At 71.0% G+C, this 25409-nt stretch carries 25 protein-coding genes, 7 tRNA genes and 1 pseudogene; 21 read left to right on the forward strand and 12 right to left on the reverse strand.

Annotated features, from left to right (window positions below; all coding sequences use genetic code 11):
- The first annotated feature begins 69 nt into the window (after window positions 1-69).
- Window positions 70-363: a zf-TFIIB domain-containing protein gene (locus ACGFYV_RS01120; RefSeq protein ID WP_393876223.1), complete on the forward strand. Its 294-nt coding sequence runs from the start codon at window positions 70-72 to the stop codon at window positions 361-363.
- A 47-nt stretch (window positions 364-410) separates the two neighbouring features.
- Here the strand turns inward: ACGFYV_RS01120 and ACGFYV_RS01125 are convergent.
- From ACGFYV_RS01125 to ACGFYV_RS01145, 5 genes are all read right to left on the reverse strand, one after another.
- A tRNA-Val gene (locus ACGFYV_RS01125) sits at window positions 411-482 on the reverse strand.
- A gap of 29 nt (window positions 483-511) precedes the next feature.
- Window positions 512-583, reverse strand: a tRNA-Val gene (locus tag ACGFYV_RS01130).
- 37 nt (window positions 584-620) lie between these two features.
- Window positions 621-692, reverse strand: a tRNA-Val gene (locus ACGFYV_RS01135).
- A gap of 1 nt (window position 693) precedes the next feature.
- Window positions 694-767 (reverse strand) — tRNA-Cys (locus tag ACGFYV_RS01140).
- A 38-nt stretch (window positions 768-805) separates the two neighbouring features.
- Window positions 806-878, reverse strand: a tRNA-Gly gene (locus ACGFYV_RS01145).
- Window positions 879-1055: 177 nt separating this feature from the next.
- Between ACGFYV_RS01145 and ACGFYV_RS01150 the strand changes: the two genes are divergently transcribed.
- From ACGFYV_RS01150 to ACGFYV_RS01160, 3 genes are all read left to right on the forward strand, one after another.
- Window positions 1056-2111, forward strand: a complete 1056-nt coding sequence (locus ACGFYV_RS01150; RefSeq protein WP_393876224.1) for a chorismate-binding protein — start codon at window positions 1056-1058, stop codon at window positions 2109-2111.
- On the forward strand, window positions 2108-2929 hold the full coding sequence (locus ACGFYV_RS01155) for an aminotransferase class IV (RefSeq protein WP_393876225.1): 822 nt from the start codon (window positions 2108-2110) through the stop codon (window positions 2927-2929). Before ACGFYV_RS01150 ends, ACGFYV_RS01155 begins: the two co-directional genes overlap by 4 nt.
- Window positions 2930-3008: 79 nt before the next feature.
- A complete protein-coding gene (locus tag ACGFYV_RS01160; protein ID WP_393876226.1) occupies window positions 3009-3833 on the forward strand; it encodes a GNAT family N-acetyltransferase in 825 nt (274 codons plus the stop codon).
- 199 nt (window positions 3834-4032) lie between these two features.
- On the opposite strand, the gene ACGFYV_RS01165 is transcribed toward ACGFYV_RS01160, so the two are convergent.
- A complete protein-coding gene (locus ACGFYV_RS01165) occupies window positions 4033-4554 on the reverse strand; it encodes a DsbA family protein (protein WP_393876227.1) in 522 nt (173 codons plus the stop codon).
- Window positions 4555-4828: 274 nt separating this feature from the next.
- On the opposite strand from ACGFYV_RS01165, the gene ACGFYV_RS01170 reads away from it, so the two are divergent.
- Window positions 4829-5272, forward strand: a complete 444-nt coding sequence (locus tag ACGFYV_RS01170; RefSeq protein ID WP_393876228.1) for a hypothetical protein — start codon at window positions 4829-4831, stop codon at window positions 5270-5272.
- Window positions 5273-5470: 198 nt separating this feature from the next.
- Window positions 5471-5623, forward strand: coding sequence for a hypothetical protein (locus ACGFYV_RS01175; RefSeq protein WP_167359162.1), 153 nt, complete (start codon window positions 5471-5473; stop codon window positions 5621-5623).
- 65 nt (window positions 5624-5688) lie between these two features.
- On the opposite strand, the gene ACGFYV_RS01180 is transcribed toward ACGFYV_RS01175, so the two are convergent.
- Both ACGFYV_RS01180 and ACGFYV_RS01185 read right to left on the reverse strand, forming a co-directional pair.
- The gene (locus tag ACGFYV_RS01180) at window positions 5689-6249 is read right to left on the reverse strand and encodes a CGNR zinc finger domain-containing protein (RefSeq protein WP_393876229.1); all 561 of its coding nucleotides are present in this window, start codon (window positions 6247-6249) and stop codon (window positions 5689-5691) included.
- Between the two features lie 304 nt (window positions 6250-6553).
- On the reverse strand, window positions 6554-6967 hold the full coding sequence (locus ACGFYV_RS01185) for an SsgA family sporulation/cell division regulator (protein ID WP_004002642.1): 414 nt from the start codon (window positions 6965-6967) through the stop codon (window positions 6554-6556).
- 191 nt (window positions 6968-7158) lie between these two features.
- Between ACGFYV_RS01185 and ACGFYV_RS01190 the strand changes: the two genes are divergently transcribed.
- The 4 genes from ACGFYV_RS01190 to ACGFYV_RS01205 all read left to right on the forward strand — a co-directional run bounded on the left by ACGFYV_RS01190 (window position 7159) and on the right by ACGFYV_RS01205 (window position 8793).
- Window positions 7159-7695 carry a TIGR02611 family protein gene (locus ACGFYV_RS01190; protein WP_393876230.1) on the forward strand — a complete coding sequence of 179 codons (537 nt, stop codon included), beginning with the start codon at window positions 7159-7161 and terminating at the stop codon, window positions 7693-7695.
- 55 nt (window positions 7696-7750) lie between these two features.
- A tRNA-Val gene (locus ACGFYV_RS01195) sits at window positions 7751-7822 on the forward strand.
- A 413-nt stretch (window positions 7823-8235) separates the two neighbouring features.
- Entirely contained in the window at window positions 8236-8682 is a 447-nt protein-coding gene (locus ACGFYV_RS01200; protein WP_393876231.1) for an SRPBCC family protein, read from the forward strand.
- A gap of 39 nt (window positions 8683-8721) precedes the next feature.
- Window positions 8722-8793, forward strand: a tRNA-Val gene (locus ACGFYV_RS01205).
- Window positions 8794-8837: 44 nt separating this feature from the next.
- On the opposite strand, the gene ACGFYV_RS01210 is transcribed toward ACGFYV_RS01205, so the two are convergent.
- Window positions 8838-9563, reverse strand: coding sequence for a 3'-5' exonuclease (locus tag ACGFYV_RS01210; RefSeq protein ID WP_393876232.1), 726 nt, complete (start codon window positions 9561-9563; stop codon window positions 8838-8840).
- Window positions 9564-9731: 168 nt separating this feature from the next.
- On the opposite strand from ACGFYV_RS01210, the gene ACGFYV_RS01215 reads away from it, so the two are divergent.
- From ACGFYV_RS01215 to thrS, 3 genes are all read left to right on the forward strand, one after another.
- A complete protein-coding gene (locus ACGFYV_RS01215; protein ID WP_393876233.1) occupies window positions 9732-10298 on the forward strand; it encodes a DUF4365 domain-containing protein in 567 nt (188 codons plus the stop codon).
- Entirely contained in the window at window positions 10295-11539 is a 1245-nt protein-coding gene (locus ACGFYV_RS01220) for a hypothetical protein (RefSeq protein ID WP_393876234.1), read from the forward strand. Before ACGFYV_RS01215 ends, ACGFYV_RS01220 begins: the two co-directional genes overlap by 4 nt.
- A gap of 98 nt (window positions 11540-11637) precedes the next feature.
- Window positions 11638-13614 carry a threonine--tRNA ligase gene (gene thrS / locus ACGFYV_RS01225; RefSeq protein ID WP_393876235.1) on the forward strand — a complete coding sequence of 659 codons (1977 nt, stop codon included), beginning with the start codon at window positions 11638-11640 and terminating at the stop codon, window positions 13612-13614.
- A gap of 28 nt (window positions 13615-13642) precedes the next feature.
- On the opposite strand, the pseudogene ACGFYV_RS01230 reads toward thrS, so the two are convergent.
- Window positions 13643-14324, reverse strand: a pseudogene (locus ACGFYV_RS01230) (potassium channel family protein).
- Window positions 14325-14409: 85 nt separating this feature from the next.
- Here ACGFYV_RS01230 and ACGFYV_RS01235 point away from each other — a divergent pair.
- On the forward strand, window positions 14410-14970 hold the full coding sequence (locus tag ACGFYV_RS01235) for an HIT family protein (protein WP_393876236.1): 561 nt from the start codon (window positions 14410-14412) through the stop codon (window positions 14968-14970).
- A 171-nt stretch (window positions 14971-15141) separates the two neighbouring features.
- Here ACGFYV_RS01235 and ACGFYV_RS01240 read toward each other — a convergent pair whose 3' ends face one another.
- Both ACGFYV_RS01240 and ACGFYV_RS01245 read right to left on the reverse strand, forming a co-directional pair.
- On the reverse strand, window positions 15142-16788 hold the full coding sequence (locus ACGFYV_RS01240) for a hypothetical protein (RefSeq protein ID WP_393876237.1): 1647 nt from the start codon (window positions 16786-16788) through the stop codon (window positions 15142-15144).
- 212 nt (window positions 16789-17000) lie between these two features.
- Window positions 17001-19199, reverse strand: coding sequence for an elongation factor G-like protein EF-G2 (locus ACGFYV_RS01245; RefSeq protein ID WP_393876238.1), 2199 nt, complete (start codon window positions 19197-19199; stop codon window positions 17001-17003).
- A 268-nt stretch (window positions 19200-19467) separates the two neighbouring features.
- On the opposite strand from ACGFYV_RS01245, the gene pgsA reads away from it, so the two are divergent.
- The 7 genes from pgsA (at window position 19468) to ACGFYV_RS01280 (ending at window position 25304) form a co-directional block, all read left to right on the forward strand.
- Window positions 19468-20196, forward strand: coding sequence for a phosphatidylinositol phosphate synthase (gene pgsA / locus ACGFYV_RS01250; protein ID WP_393876381.1), 729 nt, complete (start codon window positions 19468-19470; stop codon window positions 20194-20196).
- A complete protein-coding gene (locus ACGFYV_RS01255) occupies window positions 20193-21101 on the forward strand; it encodes a phosphatidylinositol mannoside acyltransferase (RefSeq protein WP_393876239.1) in 909 nt (302 codons plus the stop codon). Before pgsA ends, ACGFYV_RS01255 begins: the two co-directional genes overlap by 4 nt.
- On the forward strand, window positions 21098-22258 hold the full coding sequence (locus tag ACGFYV_RS01260) for a glycosyltransferase family 4 protein (RefSeq protein ID WP_393876240.1): 1161 nt from the start codon (window positions 21098-21100) through the stop codon (window positions 22256-22258). The genes ACGFYV_RS01255 and ACGFYV_RS01260 overlap by 4 nt, the downstream gene beginning before the upstream one ends.
- A 58-nt stretch (window positions 22259-22316) precedes the next feature.
- A complete protein-coding gene (locus ACGFYV_RS01265; protein WP_393876241.1) occupies window positions 22317-22859 on the forward strand; it encodes a hypothetical protein in 543 nt (180 codons plus the stop codon).
- A 119-nt stretch (window positions 22860-22978) separates the two neighbouring features.
- Window positions 22979-23884 carry a pyridoxal 5'-phosphate synthase lyase subunit PdxS gene (gene pdxS, locus ACGFYV_RS01270; RefSeq protein ID WP_199209807.1) on the forward strand — a complete coding sequence of 302 codons (906 nt, stop codon included), beginning with the start codon at window positions 22979-22981 and terminating at the stop codon, window positions 23882-23884.
- A gap of 13 nt (window positions 23885-23897) precedes the next feature.
- The gene (gene pdxT / locus ACGFYV_RS01275) at window positions 23898-24503 is read left to right on the forward strand and encodes a pyridoxal 5'-phosphate synthase glutaminase subunit PdxT (RefSeq protein ID WP_393876242.1); all 606 of its coding nucleotides are present in this window, start codon (window positions 23898-23900) and stop codon (window positions 24501-24503) included.
- A 48-nt stretch (window positions 24504-24551) separates the two neighbouring features.
- Entirely contained in the window at window positions 24552-25304 is a 753-nt protein-coding gene (locus ACGFYV_RS01280; protein ID WP_393876243.1) for a YebC/PmpR family DNA-binding transcriptional regulator, read from the forward strand.
- Window positions 25305-25409: the final 105 nt, after the last annotated feature.

The following is a 25409-nucleotide window of genomic DNA, read 5'->3' on the forward strand; positions in this document are numbered from 1 at the left end:
CCCGGGCCGGACGGAGTCTGTCCTGGGGAAACGTGAAGCAGTACCAACCGGCGAGGAGTTGAGCCGAGCATGCAGTGTCCGAAGTGTCACGCGCCGATGCACACCTACAACCGCAACGGCGTCCAGATCGAGCAGTGCAGCAACTGCCGCGGGATCTTCCTGGACTACGGCGAGCTCGAGGCGCTCACCCGCCTGGAGTCCCAGTGGACTCAGCCCGCCCCGCCGCCGCCCGCTCCGCAGGCGTACCCGGCCCCGTCCGCGCCCGCCTGGGGCGCCCCGCACGGCGGCCACCACGGAGGCCACGGCGGTCACTACGGCCACCACGGTCACAAGAGCTTCGGCCACATGCTGTTCTCCAGCTGAGCGGGCACGAAGAAGCCCCCGGTCGCAGGACCGGGGGCTTCGGTGTGTGGACGATACTGGGATTGAACCAGTGACCTCTTCCGTGTCAGGGAAGCGCTCTCCCGCTGAGCTAATCGTCCAAGAGCCGTGACCGACGAGTCACAGACAGTGCGCGATACTGGGATTGAACCAGTGACCTCTTCCGTGTCAGGGAAGCGCTCTCCCGCTGAGCTAATCGCGCGGGGTTCGGACCACGCCGGACGAACCGGGGGATCCAGTGGACGATACTGGGATTGAACCAGTGACCTCTTCCGTGTCAGGGAAGCGCTCTCCCGCTGAGCTAATCGTCCTTGGAGGTGGAGACGGGATTTGAACCCGTGTAGACGGCTTTGCAGGCCGTTGCCTCGCCTCTCGGCCACTCCACCAGGAGTGTAGGGGATCGGGGCGACCCCTACTTCCTGCGAGCGGACGACGAGGCTCGAACTCGCGACCTCAACCTTGGCAAGGTTGCGCTCTACCAACTGAGCTACGTCCGCTTGTCGTTTCGGTCCGCTCCCGCGTCCCGGCGACGTGTTGAACTCTAGCGGATTCCTGGGCCAGCACAAAAACGCGTTTGCGCAGCGTGCTGCGGTGCGCCGGGCGGAGGCCGTGGTCAGAGCCCTCCCGCGGACATCCCCGGGCCACCTTTCGGACACCCGACCTAGACTCGACACGTGCTCCACCTCCCGGCTCCCCTCCCTCCCCTTGCCCGGTTCGGCGACCGCGTCGCCACCGGCCTCCTCGACGTCACCAGCGATCCCGCCGCCCTGGACTCCACCGGCTTCTGGGCCGTGGTCGCGGACTTCGAGGGCCGCCTGACCTGCGCCCGCTTCGCGGACGTACGCATGCGGCCCGTGCCGGCGCCCACACCGGGCGGCTGGCGCGGCCCGGGGGTGCGGGACTGGACGTCCTCCCTGGACCGCGCCGCCTACACGGCGGCCGTCGGCAGGATCCGTGCCTACATCGCGGCCGGCGAGGTCTACCAGGCCAACCTCTGCCGGGTGCTCGGCGCGCCCGTCGCCCCCGACGCCGACGTGGACGCCCTGACGGCCCTGCTGGCCCGCGGCAACCCGGCGCCGTACGCGGGCACGATCCGGCTGCCCGCGCACGGGGTGGAGATCGCCACCGCCTCGCCCGAGCTGTTCCTGCGCCGGGACGGGCGGGTCGTCGAGAGCGGGCCCATCAAGGGCACCGGGCGCACCGAGGCGGACCTCCTGGAGAAGGACTACGCCGAGAACGTGATGATCGTGGACCTGGTCCGCAACGACATCGGCCGGGTCTGCGCCACCGGCAGTGTGAGCGTCCCCGACCTGTGCGCGGTGGAGAAGCACCCCGGCCTGGTCCACCTCGTCTCCACCGTCCGCGGCGAGCTGCGCCCCGGCGCCGGCTGGCCCGAGCTGCTCACCGCGGCCTTTCCGCCGGGCTCGGTCACCGGGGCGCCGAAGTCCAGCGCCCTGCGGATCATCGAGGAACTGGAGACCGCGCCCCGCGGACCGTACTGCGGCGGCATCGGCTGGGTCGACGCCGACCGGGGCGCCGGTGAGCTGGCCGTGGGCATCCGCACCTTCTGGATCGACCGGGAGGCCGGTGAGCTGCGCTTCGGCACCGGCGCCGGCATCACCTGGGGGTCGGACCCCGAAGGGGAGTGGCGGGAGACCGAGCTGAAGGCGGCCCGGCTGCTCGCGGTAGCGTCTGGGGCGTACCAGGAAAGTGGAGAGGCTCTGACATGAGGATCTGGCTGGACGGCGCGCTGCGGGACCCCGAGTCCGCCCGGGTCTCCGTCTTCGACCACGGGCTGACCGTCGGCGACGGCATCTTCGAGACCGTCAAGGCGGTCGACGGCAAGCCGTTCGCGCTCACCCGCCATCTGGACCGGCTGACCCGCTCGGCCCGGGGCCTCGGCCTGCCCGCCCCCGACCTCGACGAGGTGCGCCGCGCCTGTGCGGCCGTCCTGGAGGCCAACCCGATGCCGCTGGGCCGGCTGCGGATCACCTACACCGGCGGCCACGGCCCGCTCGGCTCCGACCGGGGCGAGCACGGCCCGACCCTGGTCGTCGCCCTCGGCGGGACCACCCGGCGCCCCGACTGCACGGCCGTGGTCACGGTCCCGTGGACCCGCAACGAGCGCGGCGCGCTCACCGGCCTGAAGACCACCTCGTACGCCGAGAACGTCGTCGCCCTCGCCCGCGCCCACCAACACGGCGCCTCCGAGGCGCTGTTCGCCAACACGGTCGGACAGCTCTGCGAGGGCACCGGGTCCAACGTCTTCGTCGTCCTGGACGGCGAGATCCACACCCCGCCGGTCGCCTCCGGCTGCCTGCCCGGCATCACCCGCGCCCTGGCGGTGGAGTGGACCAGCGCCAAGGAGACCCACCTGCCGCTGGATGTCCTGGAGCGGGCCGAGGAGATCTTCCTGACCTCCACCCTGCGGGACGTGCAGGCCGTGCACCGGGTCGACGAGCGGGAGCTGTCCGCCGCGCCGGGTCCGGTGACCGCCAAGGCGATGCGGATCTTCGACGAGCGGTCCGGCGCGGACCTCGACCCCTGAGGCGTGCGCAGGACGCGCCCTGCGACAGTCACCGGAAATTCGGCTGACCGAGGGGCCCGCAGCGGGTAGAACACCCGTGATGACGACGACCCTGCGGCCGGCCGAGCCGCTTCAGCAGCATCCCGACGGAACCCGTTCCCGCCGCTACCAGGTGTGCGTGAACAGCCGTCCCGTCGGCGAGATCCACCTCGGGACCTCGCCCTCCCTGGGACCGTCGGTGGCCCGCGTCCACGATCTGCGGATAGCCGAGCCCGACCGGCGGCGCGGCCGGGGCACGGTGGCCGCGCTCGCCGCGGAGGAGGTGGCGCGCGGCTGGGGCTGCACCGGAATCGAGGCATCGGTTCCCGCCGGGGCGGAGGCCGCGCTGCGGCTCGTCGGCGCCCTCGGGTACACCCTGCGCAACCGGGGCATGGAGAAGCGTCTCCCGGACACGCCGCCCGAACTGCCCCCGGGCAGCGGCGCGCGGCCGATGACCCCGGCCGAGTTCGAGGCGTGGCACGCGTACGAGTCCGAGCAGTACGCGCGGGAGTGGATCGAGCGGGGCGTCCCCGAGGCGGAGGCCCGCGCCAAGGCCCGCCGGGACCACGAGACGCTGCTGCCACAGGGGCTCGCCACCGAGGGCATGGTCTTCAGCGTCCTGGAACACGAGGGCACGCGGGTGGGCACGCTGTGGCTGAGCCTCCAGAACGCCAAGGCGTTCATCTTCGACGTCGAGGCCGACGCGGCCCACCGCGGCCGGGGGCACGGCCGGGCGCTCATGCTGCTGGCGGAGCGCCAGGCGATCGGCGCGGGCCGCTCCGTCCTCGGGCTCAACGTGTTCGCCGGCAACGCCCCGGCGGAGCGGCTGTACGAGTCGCTCGGCTACGTGACGACGGACAGCTCCTTCTCCAAGCCCCTGGTGTAGAGGTCCGGTTGCGCGAGGATCCGGGCCTGTCGCGTGAGGATCGGGTTCTACGGGATCCTGGCCTGTCGCGTGAGGATCAGGCTCAACGGGATCCTGGCCTGTCGCGTGACGATCCGGGCCGGTTGCGCGAGCATCCGGCTCTACGGGATCCGGGTCTAGGGGATCGGGTTCTACGGGATCCGGCTCCACGGGATCCGGGTCACGCCTGATCGGCCAGCAGCCGGTCCGCGATCTCCTCGATCCGCTGGCGCAGCCCTTCCTGGCTCTTGCCGCCGTCCAGACGCTCGCCGCCGATGACGTACGTCGGGGTGCCGGTCACACCGATCGCCTTGCCCTCGGCCTGGTCGGCGTCCACGATCAGGATGTGCCGGCCGTCGATCAGCGCGGTGTCGAACTCCTCGGCGTCAAGACCGAGTTCCCGGGCCACCTCGACCAGGAGGGGTTCTCCCGTACGGTCCAGCTCCTCGGCCCGCGCCAGCACCGCCTCGATGTATGGCCAGCCGCTGCCCTGCTCCAGAGCCTCCTCGGCGGCCTGGGCGGCGGCGAAGGCGTGCTTGTGCTTCTCCAGCGGGAAGTGCCGCAGCCGCACGTCCAGCCGGTCGCCGTACCGCTCGCGCAGGGCGTGGACGTCGTTCAGGGCGCTGCGGCAGTCGGGGCACTGGAGTTCGCACCAGACGTCGAGGACGACGGGCTCGGTGCGCACGGGGGAGGAGTCGCTCATGCCCACCAGTCTTCCAGGCGAGCCCCGGGTGACCGAATCGGGACGCCGCGGCGTCCCCCGGCCCCCGGGGCCGTCCCCGGTACCCGAGGTCGTCCGCCCGGGACCCGGGGCCCTCCCCCCGGCACCCCAGGAGGAGGTGACCCGGAGATGTCCCTGATCTCGGGGCCGGAGCATGGCATCGCGGGTACGGGACGGTGCAGGATGGAAGGGACGAAGCGCACCTCGCCGTGCGCCCGCGTCGCTGCCGACCGACCGAGCCCGCCAGGAGGACCGGATGATTGCCGAGACCGTCTGTTCCGCCGTGTCCGCGGCCGGCCTGGGCATTGCGGCGGTCACGGCCTACCGCAAGCGTTTCCTGGCGGCCGCGCGCATCGCGGCCTACTCGCTGGTCCCGGTCGGCCTGGTGCTGACCGGCGTCGTCGGCTGGCTCGCGGACACCGCCTTCAGCCCCACGGCCTGGGCGGGCTTCGGCGTGCTGGGCGCGGCCTGGCTGCTGTTCGCGAGCACCCGCGCCGTCGAGCGCAGGCGCGGCGGTACCCGCGCCGAGCGAAGAGCCGCCCGTGGCGGCCGGAGCGACGCGGTGGCCCCGGCGGCCTCCGCCCCCTCCCTCGGCCCGGCCACCCGCCCCGCGGCACGCCCCGCCGCGGCGCCCCGGGCCACGGATTCCGCCGACGACTTCAGCGACATCGAGGCCATCCTCAAGAAGCACGGCATATGAGCCGTATGTGAGCCGTATATGACCCGCATCTGACCCGCACATGACGGGCTGAAGCGACACAGATCGCCCCCCCGCGCGTCCGCATCCGGTCACGACACGCGACAAGTCGAACGAGACCGGGCGAATTCGGCGAACTGCCGCACTTTACAGGCGTGTTGATCGCGTACAGGGTTGCTTCTGCGTCATCATCACCCCGAGATGCTGGACACGACCGAGAGCGAGGCCGCGCCGCCGAAGGACGAGCCGCGCGGGTGCCTCTTCGCCCTTTCCCAGCCACCGCTGATGATCTTCCTTGCGGTGATCGGGTGTCTCATCCTCATGGCAGCGCTGCACGACCTGCTGTTGCTGTGAGCCGTACACGTCCGTCCCGGCGTCACCCGCCGGGACCGGCGTCGCCCAGGACCCGCGCCCCTGGATCAGCCCGCGGCCTCCTTGCGCCGGGCCCGGTACGCGGCCACGTGCAGCCGGTTCCCGCAGGTGCGGCTGTCGCAGTAACGGCGCGAGCGGTTGCGGGAGAGGTCCACGAAGGCCCGTCGGCAGTCCGGTGCCTCGCAGCGCCGCAGTCGCTCCTGCTCCCCGGCCACCACGAAGAAGGCGAGCGCCATCCCGCAGTCGGCGGCGAGATGGTCGGCCACGGAGGCGCCGGGGGCGAAGTAGTGCACGTGCCAGTCGTAGCCGTCGTGGTCCGTGAGGCGCGGCGTCGTGCCGGCCGCGGCCACCAGTTCGTTGATCGACTGGGCGGCGGCCCGGGTGTCCGGGGCCGTGAAGATCCCCGCGAACCGGCCGCGGACCTTGCGCACGGCCGACAGGTCGAACTCGGACAGCACCCCCACGTCACTGATTTTGTGGCTTCGCACGAAATCGGCGAGAGCCGTGACATCCGGCAGTCCGTCCGCTTCCGTGTCGTCCTCCGGTGCGGTGTTCACCAGATCCACCACGGTGTCGAGCGCGCACCGGGTGTCGTGGGTGATCAGCACGTTTCGCTCCCTGCCATGGGGGTCGGGCGGGCGCCCTCCGATGCTGGCCGATGGTAGCGACATCAGCGCCCCGCGCACCGGCCTCAGGCCATCGAATTTGCCGCCGGAGGCTCCCGGACGCCGGAAAAACGCCCCGGCGACCGCCCGCGCCCACCTCTCGTCACGCTCCGGAGCGAAACGGGTACGGGCCGACGCCGTCCCGCGAACACTCACGGTGACGACGCCGGCCTGTGCCGTATGCGGTTGTTCCGGCCCGAGCCGTCTCCCCGAGTGGACGGCGCCGGGCGGCCTGAAGGGCGGTGAGCTAGCTTTCCGCCAGGATGTGCGAGAGCTCCTGATCCAGATCGAAGTGGCGATGCTCCGTGCCGGGCGGCACGGCGGCGTCGGTCCGCTTCAGGAAGGACTCCAGGGCCCGCGCGGGGGCCTCCAGCAGGGCCTCTCCCTCCGGAGAACTCAGGGCGATGCACACCACGCCCTGGCCATGACTGCGGGATGGCCAGACGCGGACGTCGCCGGTGCCGGTGGGGCGGTGGAGCCCCTCGGCCAGGAGGTCGCGGGCGAACACCCACTCGACGGTCTCCTCGGCTCCGGTGTGGAAGGTCGCGTGCACGGCGTAGGGGTCGGCCGTGTCGTACCGCAGGCCTGCGGGGACAGGCAGGGATGACTCGCTCGACACAACGAGGCGCAGGTGCAGCTCGCAGCTGACCGTGGTGTTCATAAGCGCCAGGGCCTTTCGCTCAGTGTGCGCTCGGGGATTCGCACGTCGGCGAAATCGACATGCCACCTACGATGCCGTTGTAAACCCCTCTGCGTGTTTTGCCTGTCTTTACGTAACTCTTCCGGCCGAGAACTCGTACGCGGTCTACGACCATTCCGGTGACTGGATTCGCTCCGGTAGGGTTTGTGCGTATGAATACGGGGAGTGACGAGCCGGGCGAGGCCGTCGTGGCGGAGAACCAGGCGGACGGCGTGGACGACACGGACGGCACAGAGAGCACGGCCGGCACAGAGAGCGCGGCCGGCACAGAGAGCACGGCCGGCACGGCCGGCACGGACGAGAGCGGCTCCGGGCGGGGGCTCGGGTCCCGGGCGCCGCAGTTCATCAGGGCCCGCAGGACCCTGCATGTGAGCTGGCAGGTCGGTGTCTTCGTCGTCGGGCTCGCCGTCGTCGCGGCCGGGGTCGTCATGCTGCCCCTGCCCGGACCCGGCTGGGTCGTGATCTTCGGGGGCATGGCGATCTGGGCGACCGAGTTCGTCTGGGCCCAGCTCGTCCTGCGCTGGACCAAGCGCAAGGTGACCGAGGCGGCCCAGCGCGCCCTCGACCCCCGGGTGCGCCGCCGCAACATCACGCTCACGGTGATCGGCCTGGTGATCGCGGTCGTACTGGCCGGGATCTACGTGTGGAAGTTCGGCGTCGTGATGCCCTGGAAGATCCACGGCCAGTGACCTTGCGCATGGTCAGGGGCACCCCCTGACATGGGGTAATGTTCTTCCTGCGTCCGGGCGATTAGCTCAGTGGGAGAGCGCTTCGTTCACACCGAAGAGGTCACTGGTTCGAACCCAGTATCGCCCACCCGGACCGACGGCCCATCTGCGAACAGCAGGTGGGCCGTCGTCGTATGCGTCCCCGTCCCCATGTCCGTGCGGGAAGAGGACGGTGACGATCCGTTACCCGTGCCGGTTCCTGCCGTCTTCTATGGCCGGGACGCCGGGCGTTGCCGGGGAATCCTCCGGATGCTTTTCGGAATAGCCTCGGATTTCATCGCGGGGCGCGGCAATGAAGGAATTCCTCACGTCCCCAAGCCGCCCCGTCGACAGGCAATCTGAACCCCGGTCACATATGGAAACGGAATCATCCACAGGGGAGAGGGGAGAGCGCCGTCGCACGGGCGGCGGCGCTCGCCACCGAGTGTGGTCCCCGTCACGGCGCGACGCATGAGTACGCGTACTTAAGAACCGGGGCGCCCGGCCGGGCAGACTCCCTCCATGGACTGGACCCACTACCGATTCCGCACCCTGTGGTCCCTGCCCGCCCCGCCCGCCCTCGTCTACACGGCACTGGAGCGGATCGGCGACTACCCCCACTGGTGGCCGCAGGTGCGGTCGGTGACGCTGCTCGACGCCTCCACCGCGGTCCTCACCGTGCGGTCCGTGCTGCCGTACGAGCTGACCCTCACCGCGCGCGAGGCCCGTCGCGACCCGGCCGCCGGAATCCTGGAGGTCGTCATGTCCGGGGACATCGAGGGCTGGGCCCGCTGGACGGTCACGGGCGACGGGCCGGGCACGGCGGTCCGCTACGACCAGGAGGTGGACGTCGGCAAACCCCTGCTCAGGAAGCTGGCCGTACCGGGACGGCCCCTCTTCCGGCTCAACCACCGCCTGATGATGAGGTCCGGCCGGCGTGGACTGCTCCGGCGTCTGGACGCGGTTTGAAGTAACACCGCGGTGCCCTGTATTGTTCAGTGCGTTCCCGGGCGATTAGCTCAGTGGGAGAGCGCTTCGTTCACACCGAAGAGGTCACTGGTTCGAACCCAGTATCGCCCACCGGGAGAGAGCCGGTCCGCAGCAGCGGACCGGCTCTTGCGCTGTCATGCCGCCGCCGGCAGGTCCGGCCGCAGCGGCCAGTCCGTGCTCACCGTCTCCTGCGAGCCGCTGCGCGCGAACCACGCCTGCAGACCGCGGGCCTGGGCCGCGTGCCAGGTGACCTGGAGCGTGTGCAGCTCGGCGGGGGACAGGCGGTCCAGCCGGGTCGCGAAGCGCCGGCCCAGCGCCCGTACGACATCCAGCGCGGCCACCGCGTCCGCCGCCGCCTCGTGCGCGCCCTGCAGCGTCACGCCGTAGTGCTCGCACAGATCGGTCAGCGTGCGCCGCCCCTTGCGGTAGCGGTCCAGATGCTTGTCCAGCACCCGGGGGTCCAGCACCCGCAGCGGGGCCGACTCGAACCAGCGGTCCAGCGAGGACGCCCGGTGCCGGCGCAACTCCCGGTCCAGCAGGGTGAGATCGAACGGCGCGTTCATCACCACCAGCGGGCGTCCCATCGCCGCGTGCTCCGCCAGATGCTCGGCTATCTCGTACATCACCGGCGCCGGCCAGCGGCCGTTGTGCTGCAGGTGCTCGTCCGTCAGACCGTGCACCGCCGTCGCGGCCTCGGGCACCGGCACGCCCGGGTTCACCAGCCAGCGGGCGACCCGGGGCCGGGTGCCCGGTGCGTCCTGGACGACGACGGCGGCCGACACGATCCGGTCGGTCTCGACGTCGACGCCCGTCGTCTCCGTGTCGAAGGCGGCCAACGGCCCCTCGTACCAGTTCGTCATCCCAACCCAACTCCTCGTTCACCCACGGCAGATGACGTTCCGTCTTCTGCCCGTTTGGTGATACCCGGGCCGTTTGCGCCGTACGCCGGAAGGACACAACAGGAGTACGGGTCTTTGCAGTTCAGCGGCCCACATCGGGGAAATTCTTGGCTTGGAAGGCTGTTGGTCATGGCCATAGCGCAGCCCGAGCGGGGCGGGCTGCTGCCCGACCGTTCGGGCCCCCTTCGCGGCACGCTCGCCACCACCGCCTGCATGGAGACACTGCAGGTCGGCTATCTGCACGCGGTCGCCGCCGCGGCCGGCTGCTCGCTGTCCCAGCCCTTTCCGGACAACGGCATCGACTGGCACGTCAGCCACAGCGCCCCCGGGCACACCGTCGACGACGAGGTGACCATCAAGGTGCAGCTGAAGTGCACCTACCAGGTCCCGCCGAACCCCCCGGGCCGCTTCTTCTCCTTCACCCTCGACAACGACCATCTGCGCAAGCTCGCCCGCACCCCCGTCTCGGTGCACAAGATCCTGGTCGTCATGCTCGTCCCGCGCTCGCAGGACGACTGGCTGCGCGCCAGCCACGACCGGCTCGACCTCAGGCACTGCTGCTACTGGCTCAACCTGGCCGGTCACCCGGTCACCGGCCGGCACCGGACCACCGTGCGGATACCGACCTCACGCATCTTCGACGACCGGGCGCTGTGCGAGATCATGACGCGGGTCGGGACGGGAGGCAGGCCATGAGAAGCCGTCCCTACGACGAGCCGGTCCGGCAGGTGCGGCCGCACCCCGACACCGCTCCCGGAACCGTCCCCTGGAACCAGCCCCCCGACCCCGCCGGCGTCGACCCGGCCGTGCTCGGCGCGCTGCTGCGCCGGCACGGCTGGCGCCGGCGCGGCGGGGCGGCCGGCCGCTACGGCCGCTGGACCCCGCCCGGCCCGGCCGCCTCGGGCACCAGCCTGCTGGTGCCCGAGAGCCGCGCCTTTCCCGACAGCGACGACCTGCTCGGCGAGGCCCTCGACGCACTCGCCCGCAGCACCGCACCCTCCGCACGCGAGGTGCTGATCTCCCTCGCCGTGCCCAGCGACGAGATCCGCTGGTGGCGGGACACCCCGAGCGGGCCGGTCGGCGCCGCGCCGTGGGCCGCCGACGAGCGACTGCGCGCCGCCGCCCGGCAGACGCTGCTGGCCGCCGCGCTCGCCACGCACGCGCGTGCCGGTTACTACGGTGCCCGGCACCGCCGTTCGGCCGCCGCCCTGCTGGAGAACGTCCTCGTCGGGCCTGCCGCCGAGGACGGCCGGCTGACCGCCTTCGTCCCCGTGCCCGCCGGCCGCGCCCTCGCCGTCCGCCTGCACCAGGCCCTGCACGCGGCCCGCGAGGCCATCGACTACGAGCGCGCCACCGGCGGCATGGACGCCTTCGACGGCGCCGTCGAAGCCGGCGTCAGCCGCGAACTGACCGAGGCGCTCACCACCCTCGTCCGCGGCACCGAGGGCGCCCGCATCGCCGTCGCCTGGGCGCCCGGCGCCGGCGTCCCCGAGGGCTGCGCGGTGTCCGCCGAACCCGTCGAGTTCTCACCCGGCGACCTGCCCGTGCTGCGCGCCGCCGGCATCCGCTACCTCCAGGAGGAACCCTCCGTCCCGGTCCGGATCACCGGGGCCGTGGTCCGCCTGCGCCGGTCCGGGCCGCGCGGCGAGGGCGCCGTGCGGCTGCGGGTGCTCGCGGGCGCCGAGGTCCCGCACGTCCGCGTCACCCTGAACGAGGAGGACTACCGCATCGCCGGCCACGCCCACCTCGTCGGCCTCCCGGTCAGGGTGCACGGCCGGCTGGAACGCCGGGGCGGCTTCCGCAGGCTCACCGGAGCCTTCGGCGTCGTACCCGTCCAGGTGGACGACGCCGAGCGGGACCGGCTGATGAAGTCGCTCCAGGAGAACCTCGACTTCTTCGAGGAGGCGTGCGGAGAGGCGTACGGGAGCGAGGACTGAAAGTAACCGTTTCGCGGTCACAGGTGTCGGGTCGGTACGATCCGTTCAGCGCGCGCTCCTGGTATGGCGCCGCATCCACCTTCAGTCAGGAGAGACCGGTGTCAGACGTCCGTGTGATCATCCAACGGGATTCCGAGCGGGAAGAACGTGTGGTGACGACGGGCACCACGGCCGCGGACCTCTTCGCGGGCGAGCGTTCGATCATCGCCGCGCGCGTGGCCGGCGAGCTGAAGGACCTGGCGTACGAGCTGTCCGACGGCGACGAGGTCGAGGCCGTCGAGATCTCCTCCAAGGACGGTCTCGACATCCTGCGCCACTCCACCGCGCACGTCATGGCGCAGGCCGTGCAGGAGCTGTTCCCCGAGGCCAAGCTGGGCATCGGCCCGCCGGTCAAGGACGGCTTCTACTACGACTTCGACGTCGAGAAGCCCTTCCACCCCGATGACCTCAAGGCCGTCGAGAAGAAGATGCAGGAGATCCAGAAGCGCGGGCAGAAGTTCTCGCGCCGCGTGGTCACCGACGACGAGGCCCGCGCGGAGCTGGCCGACGAGCCGTACAAGCTGGAGCTGATCGGCCTCAAGGGCTCGGCGTCGCACGACGACGGCGCGGACGTCGAGGTCGGCGCCGGCGAGCTGACGATCTACGACAACCTGGACGCCAAGACCGGCGAGCTGTGCTGGAAGGACCTCTGCCGCGGTCCCCACCTGCCCTCCACCCGCCTCATCCCGGCGTTCAAGCTGATGCGCAACGCGGCCGCCTACTGGCGCGGCAGCGAGAAGAACCCGATGCTCCAGCGCATCTACGGCACCGCCTGGCCGTCCAAGGACGAGCTGAAGGCGCATCTCGACTTCCTCGTCGAGGCCGAGAAGCGCGACCACCGCAAGCTCGGCCACGAGCTGGACCTCTTCTCGGTCCCCGAGCAGATCGGCTCCGGCCTCGCCGTCTTCCACCCCAAGGGTGGCATCGTCCGCCGCGTGATGGAGGACTACTCGCGCCGCCGGCACGAGGAGGAGGGCTACGAGTTCGTCTACACCCCGCACGCGACGAAGGGGAAGCTCTTCGAGACCTCGGGTCACCTGGACTGGTACGCCGACGGCATGTACCCGCCCATGCAGCTCGACGAGGGCGTGGACTACTACCTCAAGCCCATGAACTGCCCGATGCACAACCTGATCTTCGACGCGCGCGGCCGCTCGTACCGTGAACTGCCGCTGCGCCTCTTCGAGTTCGGGACCGTGTACCGGTACGAGAAGTCGGGCGTCGTGCACGGCCTGACCCGGGCGCGCGGCTTCACCCAGGACGACGCGCACATCTACTGCACCCGTGAGCAGATGTCGGAGGAGCTCGACAAGACGCTCACCTTCGTCCTCGGCCTGCTGCGTGACTACGGCCTGACCGACTTCTACCTGGAGCTGTCCACCAAGGACCCGGAGAAGTACGTCGGCTCCGACGAGACCTGGGAGGAGGCCACCGAGACCCTCCGCCAGGTCGCCGAGAAGCAGGGCCTGCCCCTCGTGCCCGACCCGGGCGGCGCCGCCTTCTACGGGCCGAAGATCTCCGTCCAGGCCAAGGACGCCATCGGCCGCACCTGGCAGATGTCGACCATCCAGCTCGACTTCAACCTGCCCGAGCGCTTCAACCTGGAGTTCACGGGCTCGGACGGCTCCAAGCAGCGCCCGGTCATGATCCACCGCGCGCTGTTCGGCTCCATCGAGCGGTTCTTCGCGGTGCTCCTGGAGCACTACGCGGGCGCCTTCCCGGCGTGGCTCGCCCCGGTCCAGGCGATCGGCATCCCGATCGGCGACGCGCACGTCGAGTACCTGGAGAAGTTCGCCGCGGCGGCCAAGAAGCAGGGCCTGCGCGTCGAGGTCGACTCCTCCTCGGACCGCATGCAGAAGAAGATCCGCAACGCGCAGAAGCAGAAGGTGCCCTTCATGGTCATCGCGGGTGACGAGGACATGTCCCAGGGCTCGGTGTCCTTCCGCTACCGCGACGGCTCGCAGGAGAACGGCATCCCGTTCGACGAGGCCATCGCGAAGATCGCGAAGGTCGTGGAGGACCGCGTCCAGGTCTGATCCGGACCGCCTGGAGGGCCCTCGGGGATCACCGCCCCGGGGGCCCTTCCCCGTACCCGCCGTCCCTGTTCTCTCTGCTCTCTCTGTCTTCCTCGCCCCGCGCGAACCGCTGCATCAGCCACGAGGTGAACGAACCGGTCACCGCGCCCAGAAGCGCCAGTCCGCAGATCATCATCACCACCGCGACGAGCCGCCCCCACATCGTCACCGGGACCACGTCGCCGTACCCGACCGTCGACAGGGTCGAGCAGACCCACCACACCGAGTCGCCGAAGGTACGGATCGAGGCGTCCGGCGCGTCGTGCTCGACCTGGTAGACCTCCAGCGCGGCGGCGAAGCCCAGCAGGACCGCGCCGAGGCCCGCGTACAGCATCACCTGGACCTGCAGCGGCAACTGCGAGCGCCCGTGCCGCCGCTCCACCCTCTCGTAGGTCCGCACGATCCGCACCGGACGCAGCAGAGGCAGCAGGACGACGACCGAATCCAGCCAGTGCCGCCGGACGAAACGGGGCAGCCTCGTGCGGCTGAGTCTCCAGCGCACCACATAGTCGACGACGAAGAACGCCCAGGCGACGCTCGTCAGCGTCAGCAGCAGGCTGTGCACGGCCGGGGGGCAGACCGTGGACGAGGACGTGCACGGCGTAGGCGCCGAGATAGGTCAGCCAGGCGAAGGCGAGCGGGAGGTCCGTCCGCCGTTCCCAGCGCCGCATCCGGTTGTCGTCGTCCACCGGCCAAGCTTGGCCGGTGACGGTCTTCCCGCCGCCCCGGCGACACGCCGCGAACGGGCGAAGCCATATGCTGCCTAGCATGACGAGTGAGCCGGAACAGCAGATCGGAGTGGGGACGCAGGACGCGTTCCAGCGCCTGTGGACGCCCCACCGGATGGCCTACATCCAGGGTGAGAACAAGCCGACCGGCCCGGGGTCCGGAGACGGCTGCCCGTTCTGCTCGATCCCGGCAAAGTCCGACGAGGACGGCCTGGTCGTCCGCCGCGGCGAGCACGTGTACGCGGTGCTCAACCTCTACCCCTACAACGGCGGCCACCTGATGACCGTGCCCTACCGGCACGTGGCCGACTACACCGACCTGACCGGCCCCGAGACCACGGAGCTGGCCGAGCTGACCAAGCAGGCGATGACCGCCCTGCGTGCCGCCTCCGGTGCCCACGGCTTCAACATCGGCATGAACCAGGGCACGGTCGCCGGCGCCGGCATCGCCGCCCACCTGCACCAGCACATCGTCCCGCGCTGGGGCGGCGACACGAACTTCATGCCCGTGGTGGGCCACACGAAGGTGCTGCCGCAACTGCTGGCGGACACCAGGAAGATGCTGGCGGAGGCGTGGCCGGCGAGCTGAATTCCCCGCTGGCGAGCTGAACTCCCCAGTGCCGCCCGGCAGCATCAGCCTGTCCGGGGGCACCCCCGCCGCGGGAGTTCGAGCACGAGGCCCGTCCAGGGCTGGAGCGGGGGCTCGGGGACGGCAGCCCCGAACGGCGCCCCCCACGCACCAGGCCGAACCGCCGCAGGCCTACGCGTCGTACAGATCGGCCTTCCGCGGCGACGCGTCCTGCACCTGCACGCTGAGGAACGCCGAGCGCGTACCGAACTTCTCCGTGTCCACGCCGTTCTCCTCAAGCACCTTGATCGCGGCCGAGTGCACCACCCGCAGCACCGGCGTGGCCGCGCGCAGCGCGTCGTCGGCCATGAAGCGGTGCCGCCACGGCTGGTCGGCCCAGGCGTGCCGCAGGCCGAACGGCTCGGGCAGGGCGAGCGAGCCGCCGAGCCAGTTGAGCAGCGGCGGGTACCAGGTCAGCGGGGCGCGCGCGGCGAGCCGTACCACCTCGTCGGTGGGGACCAGCGGCAGCATGATCTTGCGGGTCTCCCACGGCTTGAGGGATTTGGCGACCTCCTTGCTCGGCGCCTCCGGCTTGGTGGTGAACAGCGAGTTCACCGGGCCGAGCGCGTGACCGGTCACCTCGATGCGCAGCGTCTCGTGCAGCACGGTCACCGTGATCATCATGGTGATCACCAACTGCCCGTCCCACAGCGTCCACTGCACGCCAAGGTAGTGCCGGTCGCCGCTGCCGAACTGCTGCTTGTTGCAGATCTCCTGTATGGCGTGCGGCTTGACCTGGAACGCCTCGACGTCCGTGCCCTCCGGCCGGGACACCGCACCCGCGCCCTCCCCGATCGGCGTGACGATCCAGTGCCGTATGGACGGCTTGGGGAAGCCGCCGGTGTTCAGCGGGCCGCGCTCCAGCATGCGCAGCTGGTCGTGGATCGAGCGTATGACGTCCCAGCTGCGGAAGGGATGGATCTCCCGGGTGGGGTCGGCGGGGGACAGGTTCTCGGCGAGCTGCCAGGAGCCCCAGCGGGTGCCCATGCCGAGTATGCCCTTGGGGCCCGCGTAGAAGACCGAGTTGGACTGCTGCTCGGCGCTGAGCCGGGCCAGCGACTGACGCAGCGCCTCGGCGGCCGTCTCGCCGGGGGCGCGCGGCACGGCCTCCGGGACCTTGGCGCCGACGCTGGTGCCGGAGAGCAGCCCGTCCCAACGCGCCCGCAGGTCCTTCGCGGTGCCCTCGCAGATCCGCTTGGCCCAGAACCAGCCGAGCACCGGGGCGACGACGCACGCACGCGCGTACCACCCCCAGAACCCGCTCAACGGCATCTTCAGCAAGAACAGGGCGGCGACCACGCCGACCGCGGTGAGCAGCGCGGTGGCCAGCGCACCCGCCCGCTTGTCGTCCCGCTTGGAGACGAACGTCCGCAGCTGGAAGACGAGCAGCCAGCCGACCAGGCCGGGCAGGAAGATCAGGCCGCACAGCACGATGACGGCGGACAGCCGGTTGTCGCGCTCGCGGCGGAGGTTGTTGGCCGCCAGGCAGTGCTCCACGACGACCTGCGGCTCGGCGCCGAAGGACTGGATCAGCGGCTTGCGGCCGGGCGCCAGCATGCGGTCGACGACGGCCCGCGAGAACGCCTCGCCGAGATTCGGCCGGAACAGGCGGATCCGGCCCGGCTTGACGGTCGACTTGTGCCACTCGTTGTCCGTCTTCTTGACGTCCTCGACCTCGTTGTCCCGGTAGGCGGCCGAGGCCAGCGCGAAGGTCGCCGCCTGCTCCGCGTCACCGGAGACCGGCACCTGAGGCCCGTCCCACTCCGTTGCCACCGACATTCCCGCCCCCATCGCCGCCCGTGTCGCTCCTGCGGCCTTCCCGACTTCCTTGCTCCGCACACCTGTTGAACAGGCCATCGTGCCGAGACCGCCCGGCGAGCGCACGGCTTCGGCACGACATGATCAGGTGATCAGCGTATCCGCAGCCACTGACAGCGCGTCGGCGGACGGCCGAAGCCGCCCGCCGGCGCACGGAGCGGAGCAGGCGTGAACTACGGCGCTTCGCCCGCCTGTTCGCGGATCCGGTCGGCGACCTGGGGCGGCATCGGCTCGTGCCGCACGTACGCGCGGTCGAAGCGGGCCGTGCCGTGCGACAGGGAACGCAGGTCGATCGCGTAGCGGCCGATCTCGAACTCGGGGACCTCGGCCCGGATCAAGGTCCGCCCGGAGCCCACCTGTTCGGTGCCGAGCACCCGGCCGCGCCGGGTCGACAGGTCGCTCATCACCGCGCCCACGTAGTCGTCGGCGACCAGCACGCTCACCTCGGCGACCGGCTCCAGCAGATGGATCCGGCTCTCGGTCGCGGCCTCGCGCAGCGCGAGCGCGCCCGCCGTCTGGAAAGCGGCGTCGGAGGAGTCCACCGAGTGCGCCTTGCCGTCCAGCAGCGTGACCCGCACGTCGACCAGCGGATACCCGGCGGCGACACCCTTGGCGGCCTGCGTCCGTACGCCCTTCTCCACGGACGGGATGAACTGCCGGGGCACGGCGCCGCCGACCACCTTGTCGACGAACTCGATGCCCGAGCCGCCCGGCAGCGGCTCCACCTCGATCTCGCAGATCGCGTACTGCCCGTGCCCGCCGGACTGCTTCACGTGCCGGCCGCGCCCGCCCGCCTTCGCGGCGAACGTCTCCCGCAGGGAGACCCGGTGCGGTACGACGTCGACCTGGACCCCGTACCGGTTGCGCAGCCGCTCAAGGGCGACGTCCGCGTGGGCCTCGCCCAGGCACCACAGCACCACCTGGTGGGTGTCCTGGTTCTGTTCGAGCCGCATCGTCGGATCCTCGGCGACCAGGCGGGAGAGTCCCTGGGAGAGCTTGTCCTCGTCCGCCTTGCTGTGCGCCTGGATGGCGAGCGGCAGCAGCGGGTCCGGCATCTGCCAGGGCTCCATCAGCAGCGGGTCGTCCTTGGCCGAGAGCGTGTCCCCGGTCTCGGCCCGGCCGAGCTTGGCCACGCACACCAGGTCGCCCGCGACGGCGTGGGACACCGGGCGCTGCTGTTTGCCGAAGGCCATGGTCAGGGCGCCGATCTTCTCGTCGATGTCGTGGTCCTCGTGCCCGCGGTCGGTGAGGCCGTGCCCGGAGACGTGCAGCGTCGCCTCGGGGCGCAGGGTGCCGGAGAAGACGCGCACCAGGGACACACGGCCGACGTACGGGTCGGAGGTGGTCTTCACCACCTCGGCGACCAGCGGCCCGTCGGTGTCGCAGGCCTTCAGCTCACGCGCGCGACCGTCGATCGTCGTGACCCCGGGCAGGGGGTGCTCGAACGGGGTCGGGAACCCGCGGGTGACCAGCTCAAGCAGCTCCACCGTGCCCAGGCCCTGCCGGGCGCCCTCGGCGGCGGGGGCGGCCGCCAGGACGGGGAAGAACGTGCCGCGTGCGACGGCCCGCTCCAGGTCCTCGATCAGCGTCTTGACGTCGATCCGCTCGCCGCCCAGATAGCGGTCCATGAGGGTCTCGTCCTCGCTCTCGGCGATGATCCCCTCGATGAGCCGGTTGCGGGCCTCGGCGATGTCCGGCAGCTGGTCCTCGCCGGGCTCGGACTCCTTGCGCTCCCCGGTCGAGTAGTCGAACAGCTTCTGCGACAGCAGCCCGACCAGACCGGTCACGGGCGCGTGCCCGTCGGGACCCTCGGCCCCGCGCAGCGGCAGGTACAGCGGCAGCACGGCGTCCGGGTCGTCGGCGCCGAAGGCCTCCGCGCAGATCCGGGTCATCTCCTCGAAGTCCGCGCGGGCGGCCTCCAGATGCGTGATCACGATCGCGCGGGGCATGCCGACCGCCGCGCACTCCTCCCACACCATCCGGGTCGAGCCGTCCACCCCGTCCGAGGCCGAGACGACGAAGAGGGCCGCGTCCGCCGCGCGCAGACCGGCCCGCAGTTCCCCGACGAAGTCGGCGTATCCGGGGGTGTCGAGGAGGTTGATCTTGATGGCGTCCCATTCGACCGGGACCAGGGAGAGCTGTACCGACCGCTGCTGCCGGTGCTCGATGTCGTCGTAGTCGGAGACGGTGCCGCCGTCCTCCACGCGGCCCGCCCGGTTCACCGCCCCCGCGGTCAGCGCGAGGGCCTCCACCAGCGTTGTCTTGCCCGATCCGGAGTGGCCGACCAGCACCACATTCCGTACGGACGCGGGGTGGTCGGCCGCCACTGCCCTGCCGGCGGCCCCGGGGTGTGATTGCGCCTTGTCGCCCATGATCCTGCCTCCCGTGCACGGTGAGGTCACTGTGGGCGCGGACACGCGGAACCGCGTGCGGTGGCGGCTCCGGACGCCCGCGGTCCTTCGAGCTTTCCACTCCCGTCACGTCGCGTCCATACGAAGGACCACCGGGTCCGCACGGAGGATCACCGGGCCCACACGGACGACCGCGCAGCACCGGCCGGGACCGCTCGGGGGCCTGATCACCGGATCGCGGCACCGGCTGCGGGTGCCCGCCCGCCGCGTACGCCCGCGCGTGACTACGATGGGCCAGCCGGAGGCCACCAGGGCCACGGCGCCACCGACCGTCGGGAAGGCCATGCTGAACAAGTACGCGCGTGCATTCTTCACGCGTGTCCTCACACCGTTCGCCGCGTTTCTCATCCGACGGGGCGTGAGCCCCGACACGGTGACGCTCATCGGTACGGCCGGTGTCGTGGCGGGCGCGCTGGTCTTCTACCCCCGGGGAGAGTTCTTCTGGGGAACGGTCGTGATCACGCTCTTCGTCTTCTCCGACCTGGTCGACGGGAACATGGCCCGCCAGCTGGGCCGCTCCAGCCGCTGGGGCGCCTTCCTGGACTCCACCCTGGACCGGGTCGCCGACGGCGCGATCTTCGGCGGCTTCGCCCTGTGGTACGCGGGCAACGGCGACAACAACGTCCTGTGTGCCGTCTCGATCTTCTGCCTGGCCAGCGGCCAGGTGGTGTCGTACACCAAGGCGCGCGGCGAGTCGATCGGGCTGCCCGTCGCCGTCAACGGGCTCGTCGAACGCGCCGAACGCCTGGTGATCTCGCTGGTCGCGGCCGGTTTCGCGGGCCTCCACAAGTTCGGCGTACCGGGCATCCAGTGGCTGCTGCCGGTCGCCCTGTGGATCGTCGCCGTGGGCAGCCTGATCACACTGGTCCAGCGTGTCGTCACCGTCCGCCGCGAGTCCGCAGAGGCGGACGAGGCCGCGCGGCACAGCGCGTCCCAGGGGAGCGAGGCGGCCAAGTGAGCACCGCCGACCGCTTCACCGACGCGCTGTACGGTTTCGGCTGGAGCACCGTCAAGAAGCTCCCCGAACCCGTCGCGGTCCGCCTCGGGCAGACCATCGCCGACCTCGCCTGGAAGCAGCGCGGCAAGGGCGTCAAGCGGCTGGAGAGCAACTACGCGCGCGTGGTGCCCGGCGCCTCGCCCGAGCGGCTCGCCGAGCTCTCGCGCGCGGGCATGCGCTCCTACCTGCGCTACTGGATGGAATCCTTCCGGCTGCCGGCCTGGAGCCGCGAGCGCGTGCGGACCGGCTTCGACCCGAAGGACGTGCACCACCTGACCGACGGCCTCGCCTCGGACGAGGGCGTGATCCTCGCGCTGCCGCACATGGCCAACTACGACCTCGCCGGCGCCTGGGTCACCACCAAGCTGGAGACGCCGTTCACGACCGTCGCCGAGCGCCTCAAGCCCGAGACGCTCTACGACCGCTTCGTCGCCTACCGCGAGGGCCTCGGCATGGAGGTGCTGCCGCACAGCGGCGGCTCCGCCTTCGGCACCCTGGCCCGGCGGCTGCGCGACGGCGGCCTGGTCTGCCTGGTCGCCGACCGGGACCTGTCGGCCTCCGGCGTCGAGGTCGAGTTCTTCGGCGAGCGCACCCGGATGCCCGCGGGCCCGGCCCTGCTCGCCCAGCAGACCGGCGCCCTGCTGCTGCCCGTCACCCTCTGGTACGACGACTCGCCCGTCATGAAGGGGCAGGTGCACCCGCCGGTCGAGGTACCGGAGTCAGGTACGCGGGCAGAGAAGACGTCGGTGATGACACAGGCGCTGGCCGACGCCTTCGCCACCGGGATCGCCGATCATCCGGAGGACTGGCACATGCTCCAGCGGCTGTGGCTCGCCGACCTCGACCCCGCGAAGGGACCCTCGTGAGAATCGGGATCGTCTGCCCGTACTCCTGGGACGTGCCCGGTGGCGTCCAGTTCCACATCCGCGACCTCGCCGAGTACTTCATCCGGCTGGGCCACGAGGTGTCCGTCCTCGCCCCGGCCGACGACGACACCCCGCTGCCGCCCTACGTCGTCTCGGCCGGCCGCGCGGTCCCGGTGCCGTACAACGGCTCGGTGGCCCGCCTCAACTTCGGGTTCCTGTCGGCCGCGCGGGTGCGGCGCTGGCTGCACGACGGCGCGTTCGACGTGGTCCACATCCACGAACCGACGTCCCCCTCGCTCGGCCTGCTGACCTGCTGGGCGGCACAGGGCCCCATCGTGGCCACCTTCCACACCTCCAACCCGCGTTCGCGCGCGATGATCGCCGCGTACGCGATCCTGCAGGCCGCGCTGGAGAAGATCAGCGCCCGCATCGCGGTCAGCGAGTACGCCCGGCGCACCCTGGTCGAGCACCTGGGCGGGGACGCGGTGGTCATCCCCAACGGCGTCGACGTCGACTTCTTCGCCAAGGCCGAACCCGAGCCCCGGTGGCAGGGGGACACGATCGGCTTCATCGGCCGGATCGACGAGCCCCGCAAGGGCCTGCCGGTGCTGATGAAGGCGCTCCCGAAGATCCTGGCCGCCCGCCCGCAGGCCCGTCTGCTGGTCGCGGGCCGGGGCGACGCGGAGGCGGCAGTGGAGGACCTGCCCGAGGAACTGCGTTCGCGCGTGGAGTTCCTCGGCATGATCAGCGACGAGGACAAGGCCCGTTTCCTGCGCAGCGTCGACCTGTACGTCGCGCCCAACACCGGCGGCGAGAGCTTCGGCATCATCCTCGTGGAGGCCATGTCGGCGGGCGCCCCTGTCCTCGCCTCCGACCTCGACGCCTTCGTCCAGGTCCTCGACCAGGGCGCGGCCGGCGAGGTCTTCGCCAACGAGGACGCGGAGGCGCTCGCCGAGGCCGCCCTCCGCCTGCTCGCCGACCCCGGGCGGCTGGCCGAACTGCGCGAGCGCGGGAGCGCGCACGTGCGGCGCTTCGACTGGTCCACGGTCGGCGCGGACATCCTGTCGGTGTACGAGACCGTGACGACGGGCACGGCGGCGGTGGCCGCGGACGAGCGCTCGCGGCTGCGCTCGCGTTTCGGGCTGGCACGGGACTGACCGCACCGGGCCGCCGACGGCCTCGGACCCGGCCGCGGCGCCCCGGTAGCCTTCGCCCGTGACTCCAACCCTCATCTGGATCCTCGTCGCCCTCGTGGCCGTCGGCCTCTACCTGAGCTGGACGGCGGGGCGGCTGGACCGGCTGCACGTGCGGATGGACGCCGCCCGCGCCGCCCTCGACGCACAACTGCTGCGCAGGGCGTCCGTGGCCCAGGAACTGGCCACCTCGGGCGTGCTGGACCCGGCCGCCTCGATCGTGCTCTACGAGGCCGCGCACGCCGCCCGGCAGGCCGAGGAGGAGCAGCGGGAGGTCGCGGAGAGCGAGCTGAGCCAGGCCCTGCGCGCGGTCTTCGCGGATCCCCAGCAGGTCGAGGCCGTACGGGAGGCCCCTGGAGGCGAGGAGGCGGCCCGTGAGCTCGCCGAAGCGGTGCGCCGGGTACCGATGGCCCGCCGCTTCCACAACGACGCCGTAGGGGCCGCTCGCAGGCTTCGTGAGCACCGCAAGGTGCGCTGGTTCCGGCTGGCCGGTCACGCCCCGTTCCCGCTGGCCTTCGAGATGGACGACGAGCCGCCCGCGGCCCTGGTGGAGCGGGCCGCCTGAACCTTTGGTGGACCAAAAGGATCCACAGGGTTGCCATTGGCCCTTGCTGTGGACTGGTCCGCTCACGTTTCCTGCTCTGGCAGCAGAAACCCTCTTTTTTCCCTTCAGTGAGGTCACCCGTGTCCACCACCGACAACCAGGCTCCCGAGACCGGCACCGCCCGCGTGAAGCGCGGAATGGCCGAGCAGCTCAAGGGCGGCGTGATCATGGACGTCGTCACGCCGGAGCAGGCGAAGATCGCCGAGGACGCGGGCGCCGTCGCCGTCATGGCCCTGGAGCGGGTCCCGGCCGACATCCGCAAGGACGGCGGCGTGGCCCGTATGTCCGACCCGGACATGATCGAGGGCATCATCGACGCCGTCTCCATCCCGGTCATGGCGAAGTCCCGCATCGGCCACTTCGTCGAGGCCCAGGTCCTGCAGTCCCTCGGCGTGGACTACATCGACGAGTCCGAGGTCCTCACCCCGGCCGACGAGGTCAACCACTCCGACAAGTGGTCGTTCACCACCCCCTTCGTCTGCGGTGCCACCAACCTGGGCGAGGCCCTGCGCCGCATCGCCGAGGGCGCCGCGATGATCCGCTCCAAGGGCGAGGCCGGCACCGGCAACGTCGTCGAGGCCGTCCGCCACCTGCGCCAGATCAAGAACGAGATCGCCAGGCTCCGCGGCTTCGACAACCACGAGCTGTACGCCGCCGCCAAGGAGCTGCGCGCCCCGTACGAGCTGGTCAAGGAGGTCGCCGAGCTGGGCAAGCTCCCGGTGGTCCTCTTCTCCGCCGGTGGCGTCGCCACCCCGGCCGACGCCGCCCTGATGCGCCAGCTCGGCGCCGAGGGCGTCTTCGTCGGCTCCGGCATCTTCAAGTCCGGCGACCCGGCCAAGCGCGCCGCCGCCATCGTGAAGGCCACCACCTTCTACGACGACCCGAAGATCATCGCGGACGCGTCCCGCAACCTCGGCGAGGCCATGGTCGGCATCAACTGCGACACCCTCCCCGAGACCGAGCGCTACGCCAACCGCGGCTGGTAAGGCACCGACACCCATGAACACCCCCGTCATCGGTGTCCTGGCACTCCAGGGCGACGTACGGGAGCACCTCATCGCCCTGGCCGCGGCTGACGCCGTGGCCAGGCCGGTCAGGCTCCCCGAGGAACTCGCCGAGGTCGACGGTCTCGTCCTGCCCGGCGGCGAGTCCACCACCATCTCCAAGCTGGCCGTCCTCTTCGGAGTGATGGAGCCCCTCCGCGCGCGCGTGCAGGACGGCATGCCCGTCTACGGCACCTGCGCCGGCATGATCATGCTCGCCGACAAGATCCTCGACCCGCGCTCGGGCCAGGAGACCATCGGCGGCATCGACATGATCGTGCGCCGCAACGCCTTCGGCCGGCAGAACGAGTCCTTCGAGGCCTCGGTCGACGTCCTGGGCGTCGCGGGCGATTCTGTGGAGGGCGTCTTCATCCGCGCCCCCTGGGTCGAGTCCGTGGGCGCCGGGGCCGAGGTGCTCGCCGAGCACGACGGCCACATCGTCGCCGTCCGTCAGGGCAACGCGCTCGCCACGTCGTTCCACCCGGAACTGACCGGCGACCACCGCGTGCACTCCCTGTTCGTCGACATGGTGCGCGCGAGCATGGCGGCGGAGTCCTTGTAGGATCTCTGCGTTCGTTGCAGAGATGGGTTACGCGAAGGAGACAGGCAGATGTCCGGCCACTCTAAATGGGCCACGACGAAGCACAAGAAGGCCGTGATCGATGCCAAGCGCGGCAAGCTCTTCGCGAAGCTGATCAAGAACATCGAGGTCGCGGCGCGTATGGGCGGCATCGATCTGGAGGGCAACCCGACCCTCTACGACGCTGTCCAGAAGGCCAAGAAGCAGTCGGTCCCGAACAAGAACATCGACTCCGCGATCAAGCGCGGCGGTGGACTCGAGGCCGGCGGCGCCGACTACGAGACGATCATGTACGAGGGCTACGGCCCCAACGGTGTCGCGGTGCTCATCGAGTGCCTCACCGACAACCGCAACCGCGCCGCCTCCGACGTCCGCGTCGCCATGACCCGCAACGGCGGCAACATGGCCGACCCCGGCTCGGTGTCGTACATGTTCAGCCGCAAGGGCGTCGTCATCGTCCCCAAGGGTGAGCTGTCCGAGGACGACGTCCTCGGCGCCGTCCTGGACGCGGGCGCCGAGGAGGTCAACGACCTCGGCGAGACCTTCGAGGTCATCAGCGAGGCCACCGACCTGGTCGCGGTCCGCACCGCCCTCCAGGAGGCCGGCGTCGACTACGACTCCGCCGAGTCCAGCTTCGTTCCCTCGGTCCAGGTCGAGCTGGACGAAGAGGGCGCCCGCAAGATCTTCAAGCTGATCGACGCGCTGGAGGACAGCGACGACGTGCAGAACGTCTTCGCCAACTTCGACGTCAGCGACGAGGTCATGGAGAAGGTCGACGCGTAGCGCTGCCGCGAGCTTGGCGCGCTGTTCGGCGGGCCGGTGGGACACATCCCACCGGCCCGCCGCCGTTGTCAGTGGCAGCCGTTAGCCTGGCGTCATCCATGGATC

Source organism: Streptomyces sp. NPDC048297 (genome assembly GCF_043201585.1).
GTDB lineage: Bacteria > Actinomycetota > Actinomycetes > Streptomycetales > Streptomycetaceae > Streptomyces.

Excerpts from the sequence above, each read along its gene's own strand:
- ACGFYV_RS01120 (WP_393876223.1), top strand. The coding sequence starts at position 70 with ATGCAGTGTCCGAAGTGTCACGCGCCGATGCACACCTACAACCGCAAC.
- ACGFYV_RS01155 (WP_393876225.1), top strand. The coding sequence starts at position 2,108 with ATGAGGATCTGGCTGGACGGCGCGCTGCGGGACCCCGAGTCCGCCCGG.
- ACGFYV_RS01160 (WP_393876226.1), top strand. The coding sequence starts at position 3,009 with ATGACGACGACCCTGCGGCCGGCCGAGCCGCTTCAGCAGCATCCCGAC.
- ACGFYV_RS01165 (WP_393876227.1), bottom strand. The coding sequence starts at position 4,554 with ATGAGCGACTCCTCCCCCGTGCGCACCGAGCCCGTCGTCCTCGACGTC.
- ACGFYV_RS01170 (WP_393876228.1), top strand. The coding sequence starts at position 4,829 with ATGATTGCCGAGACCGTCTGTTCCGCCGTGTCCGCGGCCGGCCTGGGC.
- ACGFYV_RS01175 (WP_167359162.1), top strand. The coding sequence starts at position 5,471 with ATGCTGGACACGACCGAGAGCGAGGCCGCGCCGCCGAAGGACGAGCCG.
- ACGFYV_RS01185 (WP_004002642.1), bottom strand. The coding sequence starts at position 6,967 with ATGAACACCACGGTCAGCTGCGAGCTGCACCTGCGCCTCGTTGTGTCG.
- ACGFYV_RS01190 (WP_393876230.1), top strand. The coding sequence starts at position 7,159 with ATGAATACGGGGAGTGACGAGCCGGGCGAGGCCGTCGTGGCGGAGAAC.
- ACGFYV_RS01200 (WP_393876231.1), top strand. The coding sequence starts at position 8,236 with ATGGACTGGACCCACTACCGATTCCGCACCCTGTGGTCCCTGCCCGCC.
- ACGFYV_RS01210 (WP_393876232.1), bottom strand. The coding sequence starts at position 9,563 with ATGACGAACTGGTACGAGGGGCCGTTGGCCGCCTTCGACACGGAGACG.
- ACGFYV_RS01215 (WP_393876233.1), top strand. The coding sequence starts at position 9,732 with ATGGCCATAGCGCAGCCCGAGCGGGGCGGGCTGCTGCCCGACCGTTCG.
- ACGFYV_RS01220 (WP_393876234.1), top strand. The coding sequence starts at position 10,295 with ATGAGAAGCCGTCCCTACGACGAGCCGGTCCGGCAGGTGCGGCCGCAC.
- ACGFYV_RS01235 (WP_393876236.1), top strand. The coding sequence starts at position 14,410 with ATGCTGCCTAGCATGACGAGTGAGCCGGAACAGCAGATCGGAGTGGGG.
- ACGFYV_RS01240 (WP_393876237.1), bottom strand. The coding sequence starts at position 16,788 with ATGTCGGTGGCAACGGAGTGGGACGGGCCTCAGGTGCCGGTCTCCGGT.
- ACGFYV_RS01245 (WP_393876238.1), bottom strand. The coding sequence starts at position 19,199 with ATGGGCGACAAGGCGCAATCACACCCCGGGGCCGCCGGCAGGGCAGTG.
- pgsA (WP_393876381.1), top strand. The coding sequence starts at position 19,468 with ATGGGCCAGCCGGAGGCCACCAGGGCCACGGCGCCACCGACCGTCGGG.
- pdxT (WP_393876242.1), top strand. The coding sequence starts at position 23,898 with ATGAACACCCCCGTCATCGGTGTCCTGGCACTCCAGGGCGACGTACGG.
- ACGFYV_RS01280 (WP_393876243.1), top strand. The coding sequence starts at position 24,552 with ATGTCCGGCCACTCTAAATGGGCCACGACGAAGCACAAGAAGGCCGTG.